Genomic DNA, 8,600 nt, shown 5'->3' with positions numbered 1-8,600 from the left:
CACACTGCCATCGGTTTTCAGCGCCGCAAAGGCAAAGGTTGTTGAGAAAACAGCTTCAACATCGCTGGACAGCTCTGCCGCTACGCTAGTGCTATCACCTCCTGTATAAGGGTTTCCCCAGGTAACCAAGCTGCCATCGGTTTTCAGCGCCGCAAAGGACCTATCTGTCGAGAAAATAGTTTTAACATCGCCGGACAACTGCGCCGCCACTGTACCGCTATAGCCTCCATTAAAACTCTCACCCCAGGTAACGACACTGCCATCGGTTTTTAGGGCTGCAAAGGCAGTATTTGTTGAAAAAATACTCTTTACAGGGGGCGTGGGCTCAGGTGTGCTGGAAGCACTCAAAACTCCACTATAAGCACACAACACCAAAAAACAGGGCAATGCCAACCACTTAGAAACTATCTTTATCACTGTTAATACCCTACCTTATAATATAAAAAGAGAATTATATGCTTGAAAATTAAATTTACTCAACTGGTTATCTGGTACAACCCCTATGAATCCTCCTCGTCAGTAAAATCTGTAGACTATTTCCGGTACCGGTAATCGCTCAAGTGCTTTATATACTGAGATTTCCTGGTATCTGAAGGTTTCAATACTTCGGACAGTTTTTGATTATGGAGCATCCGCTTTCTACAGCAATCGAAGGAAAAATTAGTACTTTCGTGCCGCCCAATTTCTACCCAACACGCGCAGCTTTCAGCAAGAAATGAGTAGAAACCACGAGCAGATACTGAGAAAATAAGCTTCTCAAAGTCATAAGTACCATCTTTAAAATAGGGAGTGAAGCGCTTCGAGTTTATCCCCATGTAAAGACCCGCGGTGTTCTTTGTATACCGGATACGGCGGGTCAACTACCTCCGGTATAGCGACAAAATCGAGCAAGTAACTTGGGCACAGGGCGAGCGAGAGCTTACTACTCCCTCCATGTAGTACTTGGCGCAGTGGGCTTCGATGCTGTCCTGGCAAGATGTAGCCAAGCACTTCCGGTCCAGCTGGAAGAAGGTATTTTTAACTGTGGAATATGTAGTGTCTTGGAGCCTAAAACATTGAGATTAATCAGGCATTACGACCATAGGCGTTGATGGGATAGCTCGCTGCAAGGGCCATAACTACCTGACTGTGGTGTACCTGCTCAGCGTAGAGGCCCTTGCAGCGGCAATACTCTGCCAGTTGTTCTTCATTCGAAGCCGCAGTCTCGATCACTATCGATAACTTGTTCTCCCCGTTTCAATTCTTTGGGTTCTTTGGATCAGTTGGCACCGCTACACCCAGGTTGCGAAATTGACTACGCCAATCATACAGGCTTGGCTCGGAAACTCTGGTCTTGCGGCTGACTTGGGCTACTGACATGATATCGTGACATTCGCAACTCGATTATCGCCTCCAAATACACTGTTGATTAAAATGTGGACGCAACAACTATGCTGACACAGGGGATACTCGGAAAACCGGGCTGACAGATTCCTTGAATTCGGGCGTATTTCGAAATCCGGATGACGTGCTGAGGAATCCGCAAGAATCCCTCACAGCGATCGCTTAAAATCACTTACTCACATGGGTCACGTGGAATACGAAGTGATCAATAAAAGAAGGTACGAACTCGATTGGCTGAGAGTGATTGCCTTTGGTGTGCTGATCTACTTTCATGCAGCCATTTTTTTCGTTCCATTCGGGCAGCCGCTCATCCAGAACGAAGAGACTTCAACGATGCTGGAGCATTTTATTCATGTGTCGTCGCAGTTTCGACTTGCGCTGCTGTTCTTTATCTCTGGGGTTGGCGTCTACTTTGCCAGACGGAAGCTCAATGAACGCGCATTCGTTGAAGAACGAAGCCGTCGGTTACTGATTCCCTTAGGTGTTGGCCTGCTTTTTGTCGTACCCCCTATGGTTTATATCGAGAAGGTATTCCTGAGCAAGTTCGAGGGTAGTCTCCTTGATTTCTATCCTCTCGTGTTTACTACGGGTGTGTATCCGGAAGGCAACCTCAGCTGGCATCACTTCTGGTTTATCGCCTACCTTTACCTTTTTTGCCTGCTCGCCATCGCTCCATTCAGGTGGCTCGCTAATCTGGATGAATCCAGACGGGATTGGTTCTTGTCACGCTTCGCAGGTCTCGGTCTGTACTGGTTGATACCCTTTCTGTTTGTGCCTGAGGTGCTTCTGCGCTGGTTGTTTCCCGGTTTTCGTGACCTGATTCACGACTGGGCAAGTTTTACTTTGTGGTTTATCGTTTTTCTGGCGGGGTACTGTATTGCTAATCGTGTATCACTGATCGATGATGCCATTCGGGTTAGGCAGTTGTCCCTGCTGCTAGCAGTCATCTCTACGCTCAGCATGTACGGACTGTTTGAAGAACCTGGGCCGGATCTTTCAACTTTTGAGAATTCGATGGTGGGCTATGTGCTGTGGTGCGGGCTTCGAATGACGATGGTCTGGTGCGCAATCCTCACCTGTCTTGGCTACGCTGGAAAGTATCTGCAATTTTCAAATGGCCTACTGAACTACCTGAGCGAGGCTGTTTATCCGTTGTTCATTCTTCACCTGACAACGCTGGTGGCCTTTGGCTACTTTATTGTCAGATTCGACTGGTCTGTTGGGATGAAGTACCTGGCACTCTCAACATCAACCATCGTGTTCATCTTGTGTGTGTACCAGGTGGGAATAAAGCCGTTCGATTCCATGCGGTTACTGTTTGGCATGAAGCCCATCGCTGCTCCAGTTGACGGAATATAGGAATTATAAATCACCTATTTACCCTTGATCCGTAGCATTCTACTCGAAATTCCTGAGGTTTTTTATCGTTCAAACTTTGAGTTTTAAGTTGAGGGCGTTAAAATTGATTATTTTTTGTTCAGCCTAAACAAAAATTCCTGGCGAATGGTTCGCTGGGCGTAATTCGCTCCACCGGTCCGTTGTCAGCTGCGAAAATTGGTAGTGGTTAGTTTTACGTCGTCAAGCGAATGGACGGGTCTTCGAAGGATCGAATAGCCTGGCCTGATGCGGTGCCCGCTCTGGCGACAGTGCGTGGCGATGCGATAGATTACTGAGTGTGCTTGTATTTGAGTCAGCACATCCTCTTCCTCCTCTGCCAACGTCAACCAGGTATTCCCCGCATCGCGCTCAAGCAGGCCGCGCTTTTCCAGGCAGCGAGCGATACGGTAGCTCAGGGTCTGGATAAGATGAGCCCGAAGATGTTTGATAGGTACTACCGGGTCGGAAGCAAAGAATACCCTGCTCTCGGGGCACGCTGTGAATACCTCCCTGTACGCTCGTAATCGGCGTCCATGCCTCATACGGTCACGAGATAAGGGTATTCCTCCCTTCCGTCTTGTTAGTAAATCGCCGAAATTCAATTTATGCTGACGAATTTTTCCTTGTAGAACTGAATCTTCAGTTCTACAAGGGCATTTCAGGTACAGCGATTGATTAGATATCCTGCAACATCTTCACCATCTTTTCCGCCACCAACGAGGAAGACAAGTGGTTCTGCCCTGTTACCACTCGACCATCCACCTCTACATGGGGTGTATTCCGATCTGAATAATAAAAGTCTCCGCCACGGCTTTCAATGGTTTGTTGAATTAGGAACGGAAACTCCTTGAAATACGCTTTACTCTGGTTTTCATAGGCCTCAGGGTAGCCGGAAATTCGCTTTCCTGACACCAGATATTGTCCGTCTTTTGTCTTTAGATTAACGATTCCTGCGGTACCGTGACATACCGCGGAAATAATACCGTTATGCTTTTCGTAGATCGTCATGGCTATGCTCTGGATATCCTTGTTGTCCGGAACGCCGTACATGGCATTGCTGCCGCCAATATAGTGTACAGCGCGATAGCGGGAAGGGTCGATTTCATCGGGGGTCTTGGTATGGCCGATAGCAAACATAAAGTCATTACTATAGAGATATTTTTTGTGTATTGGCGTGGAAGTATTGATGTATGACAGGGGGATGGCTCCGCCTTTGGGGCTTAGGAAGTCGACGGTATAGCCGGCGGTTTTGAAGGTATCGTAGGCATTAACGATTTCAGAGAAGCTCACGCCCGCGGGAAGTTTTGATTCACCATGAAAATGCGCATTGGAGACGATGAACAAAACACGCTCACCATTGTTATCAGCCTGACCACTCGCTGCTGTCTTGCTGATTATTTTCCAGCCGCTCGATAGTTTTTTGAGCAAGAAGAGATCAATGTACCGGGTTGATTTGGCTGGAATGAGAATTTCAGCTTTCGCAGTTGCAATATCGCCTTCAATATCGATGGACAATATTTCACCAATTCGATCATTAAATGTGCTCCTGCTGTTAAACCAGGAACTATACTCGCTGACCGGAACCTGCCAAATTTCCTGATTTTTCTTCTCCAGGAGTAGCAGCGCCTTATTTGAAAATGCTTTTTTAATTTGGGCAGGCTGGTTATATGAGGTGCCGTTGATGTAATGCTGAAGTGTTGTCTCAATGAGTAGTTTATCATCGGATTCGGCTTTGATAAGGACGCTTAGGGATAGAATGGATAAAAAGAGTAAGGTTCTCATGGTATTTCTCTGTTGCCTGATTTTCAAATCAGGTTAAAAGAAAAAGCCTTGCAAAACAGTTGCTTGCTATAATTTCGGACTTCGGAATTATAATTCTGGAGTTTATGCTTCACATTGTAAATGTCGCTTGCGGTACTTCGCTGGAGTGGTGACTTCAAATTGCTTGAAGACGCTGTAGAAGGTCGACTGAGAATTATATCCAGCAGCTTCTGCGATGGATTCCATCGTAGCCTTGGGGGATTCCAGCAACAATCGTTTTGCCTCTTTGATTCTCCATTCATTGACATATAGAGCGAAGGACTTTTGTAGGTTGTCGTTGAGCAGTTGGGATAACTGTGGAGTCGACATTTGTACTTTTCTGGCTAAAACCGGCAATGACAGGTTAGGATTTTTGTAAAGTTCCTGAGTAGCCATCAGTTCGTGCAGGCGATCAGCAAGGTGCAGTTCAGTGTCTTTGTCGATTTTCTTGTCAGCATAGGCGCTTTTCTTTTCAGGGGCTTCGCGCTTGTAAAGTAACCACACCAGAACAGAAAGGTAGAGGATCAATGAAAACGACAGGGCGCCTACAATGTAGGAAGTATACGAGGCAGTAAAATAAGCTAGCCAGACAATTGTGATGCCAGCAAAGACATTGAGGTTTAGGGCATACCGCCATTTCAATGCAATCTTACCGTCCATCCACTGCTTAACTGTCGGTGACAATAAGTGGGCCGACATCAGGATATAGACCAGCCATTCAAAATTAATAATTCGGTAGAAAAGACCCCATAATTCTACATTGGATTGGTATGGATATAGTACTCCTGTGCCAATCAGAAGCGCAAACAACAGGCCGAGGTGCCAGGTCCACTTGATGCGCAAAGCCCCTAGACGGTCTACCGAACTGGCGATATAGAAATATAAAAGAGGACCAATCAGGAAGCAGGCGGATAAGCCCAGCTGCAGAAATTGCTTACCCAGTGTGGGATCGAAATAAAACCAAACGGATTTTGAAATCCTGAGACTAATTGTCAGCATCAGAGCTGCCAGTAGGCTTTTTTGAATATTGCTGGGCTTGGAGAATGCCAGATAGCTCGTGAGCAATAGGCCATTGAATGCCCCAAGGGCGCTGAAAAAGAAAAGTAGCTGATTGGAGAGATTCATTTTAAAAGTAAGTACTGTCTGGACACCAAGGCCCGTGAGACTTCAATTTGGCGTCGCTACAAATATTCAGGTAGCTTGTGAATGAAAAACATAGGGTTTGTTGATTCCAAAACTGCCAACACTCTAGTTTCCTGGTTTACATTTAGAAATATGTACTGTTCAATTTCCATGTAGCTTGTTGGCTTGCTCAGAAAAGGAGCAGATAGACAGCTTCACAAGTACCTTTCATTTCCTGGGTATAGGGATTATAAACTACCTATTTACTCTTAATCCGAAGTATTCTACTCAAAATTCCTGAGGTTGTTTACCGTTCAAACCCCAGGTTTTAAGTTGAGAGCATTCAAAATTGATCGTTTTTTATTCGGTTTTACCGGAAAGTCCTGACGAATGGTTCGCTGGGCGTAAGTCGCTTCACCGGTCTGATGTCAGTCCCGCTGTCATCGGTGAAAGTTGGCAGTGGTTAGCTTTACGCCATTAATCGAATAGACGAGTCTGCGAAGGATCGAACAATCTGGTTTGAGGCGGTGCCCACTCTGGCGGCAGGGCGTGACGAGGCGTGTCGGTATGAACGGCTTTCTGCCTAAGAAGTTTGAGGATGTGTTCAATCACTGACAGATCCTCAATACTGGCAACCAACTTGTGTAGTGGTCTACTCATCCCGGACGAGCACAATTAACGCATCCAGTTCTTCATGATTACTGGTTCGTTCACTGATGGCCCTGGCCATATCGATGTTGAGTTCTTTCCGGTATCAGGGAGAAGCGTTTCAGGAACTGCGTGAATTTCCGCCATGGAATGTAACTTTTCCGTGAGTGACGTCCCAGCCATTTGTGCCAAATAATCTGCAGCTTATGGTGGATCAATTTCAGGGGCTACTTGTGCAAACCAGTCGTCCAATGCTTAGTACAAATAGATATTGAGTCTGTAGTTGACACATACACTGGACATGTGGGGCTGGATATTGTATGAAAACAAAAGTGCAAGCATTGCATTCGTTTAAAATCTGAGGCTGAAGTGTATTTCAGTCATTGGGTGAAAGGGCGAAGATAGGTGGAATGATGAGCTTCGAGAAAGGGTTTAGCTACGCGGTAAATAATATAGCTGAGGAGCCGGATGCGGTAGTTCCGCACGTCCGGATTCGCGTAGGAGCGCCCCAGTAATGGGCACTCTACCACAACGGCAATAAAAAGTAGATTGAAAGAGGATAGTATATTGAAAGTATCATTGGTGAGTATACCAGTTCAGAATCCGATTGAAGCTCATGAAATTTACACATCACAGCTGGGTTTTATATCTAAAGAATTTGATCCAGATGCAAACTTAGCAATAGTTGCATCACGAGATGATCCAGATGGGACAGCTATTTTGTTGGAGCCATGCCAGGGAAATTTTGCCGAGAGCTATCAAAAATCAGCTTTCGAAGCTAACTTACCAATAATGGTATTGGAGGTGAAAAACGTGAAATCTGAATTTAAAAGAATGGAAGTGGCAGGAGTTAAATTGCGTCCTGAATTGGATAAACCTAAATGGGGCATTCAAAATGTTTTCGAAGATGGCTGTGGGAATTTACTCATGATCGAGGAAACGCCCACCTAATCGGACAAAGCGGGTTTCCAGCCCGCCATCTCCAGTCGAGTCAACCAGGAGCAGCTCCTCAGCTGTTCAAAGATCCGGACATCAAAGTTTCCCCTCATCCAGCTCCTCTAGTACGCAGGTTCTCAGGCGCCAGTATCTGCGTATACAGATTACTCTCTAAAGCTGGGAAAAATCGGTGAGGGTTTTTATTTCACCTTGTGAACGGCACAGACCTTATTCCCGTCGGGGTCCCGTAAATAGGCGATATACAATTTTCCTACCGGTGCCTCCCGTATCCCCGGTAGATCCTCACAGCGGATACCGCCATTTTCAAGCCCAGCCGAATGCCAAGCATCAACTTCCCCGGTGTTATTCGCGGAAAATCCGATGGTTCCGCCATTGGCATGGCAAGCCGGTTCCCCATTGATCGGTTTGGTGATGATAAACACCCCGGAGTTTGTAATATAGAAACAACGCCCCTTTTCATCAATGACCCCTGGCTTATGCTCGAGGGCCCCTAAAGCAGCATCATAAAATGCTTTGGCTTTCTCTATATTGTTGGCGCCTACCATAACATGACTAAACATTGCCCCCTCCATTTTCTATACAACTGATTGAAAAACCGATTGGCTTATACTGACAACTTTCTGCATATCCTGCAATCTCCCCCAAACAGGACTGCCGGTGTGTAACCAGACCGATATGGGTCGGAATCAGGCGCTTCCAGAATGGCTGCTTTGGGCAGCCGGGAAAGATTGACTACGATGAAGATACTGCCCATGCCCACGATGGTGCATGATCGAGTCTAGTTTTGGCAACTACCCACCATCGAACAGATTGAGACGGTATTATGTTATTCAAGATATTTAAGCAATGATTGCCTCAACACAAATAAAAAAGCCCTGACCGCGAAGGATCAGGGCTTTGTAATAGAAGCCTGACAATGACCTACTCTCACATGGGGAGACCCCACACTACCATCGGCGATGCTGCGTTTCACTTCTGAGTTCGGCAAGGAATCAGGTGGTTCCACAACTCTATGTTCGTCAGGCAAACTGGCTTGGGTTGGCGTTGGTCTTAAGAGCCTGGGCTCTGCCTGCCACGTTATCACTGTTTGCCTCGGTCAGTTTGTTGACCGGCGATAACCCCAAATAATTCGGTAAAACACTCTGTAGTAATACACCGCAAGTCGCTTATTGTGTGTCTTTCTCTCCACAATCCACTAGCTTCACTAGCCGTTAGTAACCATCTCTGTTGTATGGTCAAGCCGCACGGGCAATTAGTACTGGTTAGCTCAACGCCTCACAGCGCTTCCACACCCAGCCTATCAACGTGGTAGT

Annotated in this window: 7 protein-coding genes, 2 rRNA genes and 2 pseudogenes; 2 read left to right on the top strand and 9 right to left on the bottom strand. The window is 46.4% G+C overall.

Going from position 1 to position 8,600, the window contains the following annotated elements:
• Window positions 1-348 (bottom strand): RCC1 domain-containing protein (locus ACL7TT_RS20105; protein WP_413397973.1); only part of this gene is annotated, 348 nt, incomplete at its 3' end.
• 717 nt (window positions 349-1,065) lie between these two features.
• The gene (locus ACL7TT_RS20100) at window positions 1,066-1,212 is read right to left on the bottom strand and encodes a hypothetical protein (RefSeq protein WP_413397972.1); all 147 of its coding nucleotides are present in this window, start codon (window positions 1,210-1,212) and stop codon (window positions 1,066-1,068) included.
• 372 nt (window positions 1,213-1,584) lie between these two features.
• On the opposite strand from ACL7TT_RS20100, the gene ACL7TT_RS20095 reads away from it, so the two are divergent.
• Window positions 1,585-2,742: an acyltransferase family protein gene (locus tag ACL7TT_RS20095; protein WP_413397971.1), complete on the top strand. Its 1,158-nt coding sequence runs from the start codon at window positions 1,585-1,587 to the stop codon at window positions 2,740-2,742.
• Window positions 2,743-3,020: 278 nt separating this feature from the next.
• Here ACL7TT_RS20095 and ACL7TT_RS20090 read toward each other — a convergent pair.
• The 4 genes and pseudogenes from ACL7TT_RS20090 to ACL7TT_RS20075 form a co-directional block, all read right to left on the bottom strand.
• Window positions 3,021-3,188 (bottom strand): annotated as a pseudogene (locus ACL7TT_RS20090) (IS91 family transposase); the annotation flags it as partial.
• A gap of 247 nt (window positions 3,189-3,435) precedes the next feature.
• A complete protein-coding gene (locus ACL7TT_RS20085) occupies window positions 3,436-4,542 on the bottom strand; it encodes a nuclear transport factor 2 family protein (RefSeq protein WP_413397970.1) in 1,107 nt (368 codons plus the stop codon).
• A 102-nt stretch (window positions 4,543-4,644) separates the two neighbouring features.
• A complete protein-coding gene (locus ACL7TT_RS20080) occupies window positions 4,645-5,685 on the bottom strand; it encodes an AraC family transcriptional regulator (protein ID WP_413397969.1) in 1,041 nt (346 codons plus the stop codon).
• A gap of 474 nt (window positions 5,686-6,159) precedes the next feature.
• Window positions 6,160-6,324: pseudogene (locus tag ACL7TT_RS20075) on the bottom strand (IS91 family transposase); the annotation flags it as partial.
• Window positions 6,325-6,897: 573 nt separating this feature from the next.
• Between ACL7TT_RS20075 and ACL7TT_RS20070 the strand changes: the two are divergent.
• Entirely contained in the window at window positions 6,898-7,281 is a 384-nt protein-coding gene (locus tag ACL7TT_RS20070) for a VOC family protein (RefSeq protein WP_413397968.1), read from the top strand.
• 185 nt (window positions 7,282-7,466) lie between these two features.
• Here ACL7TT_RS20070 and ACL7TT_RS20065 read toward each other — a convergent pair whose 3' ends face one another.
• The 3 genes from ACL7TT_RS20065 to ACL7TT_RS20055 all read right to left on the bottom strand — a co-directional run.
• Window positions 7,467-7,847, bottom strand: a complete 381-nt coding sequence (locus tag ACL7TT_RS20065) for a VOC family protein (RefSeq protein WP_413397967.1) — start codon at window positions 7,845-7,847, stop codon at window positions 7,467-7,469.
• A 348-nt stretch (window positions 7,848-8,195) separates the two neighbouring features.
• A 5S ribosomal RNA gene (rrf, locus tag ACL7TT_RS20060) occupies window positions 8,196-8,311 on the bottom strand.
• Between the two features lie 207 nt (window positions 8,312-8,518).
• Window positions 8,519-8,600 (bottom strand): 23S ribosomal RNA (locus ACL7TT_RS20055); the annotation flags it as partial.

This window comes from Microbulbifer jejuensis (assembly GCF_047289955.1).
In the GTDB taxonomy this organism is placed as follows: Bacteria; Pseudomonadota; Gammaproteobacteria; order Pseudomonadales; family Cellvibrionaceae; genus Microbulbifer.
The sequence above is the reverse complement of the archived record's forward strand: the minus strand, read 5'-3'. Positions and strand labels throughout refer to the sequence as shown.

What these genes read in the sequence shown, in the direction of transcription:
- ACL7TT_RS20085 (WP_413397970.1), bottom strand. Translation starts at nt 4,542, where the DNA reads ATGAGAACCTTACTCTTTTTATCCATTCTATCCCTAAGCGTCCTTATC.
- ACL7TT_RS20080 (WP_413397969.1), bottom strand. Translation starts at nt 5,685, where the DNA reads ATGAATCTCTCCAATCAGCTACTTTTCTTTTTCAGCGCCCTTGGGGCA.
- ACL7TT_RS20065 (WP_413397967.1), bottom strand. Translation starts at nt 7,847, where the DNA reads ATGTTTAGTCATGTTATGGTAGGCGCCAACAATATAGAGAAAGCCAAA.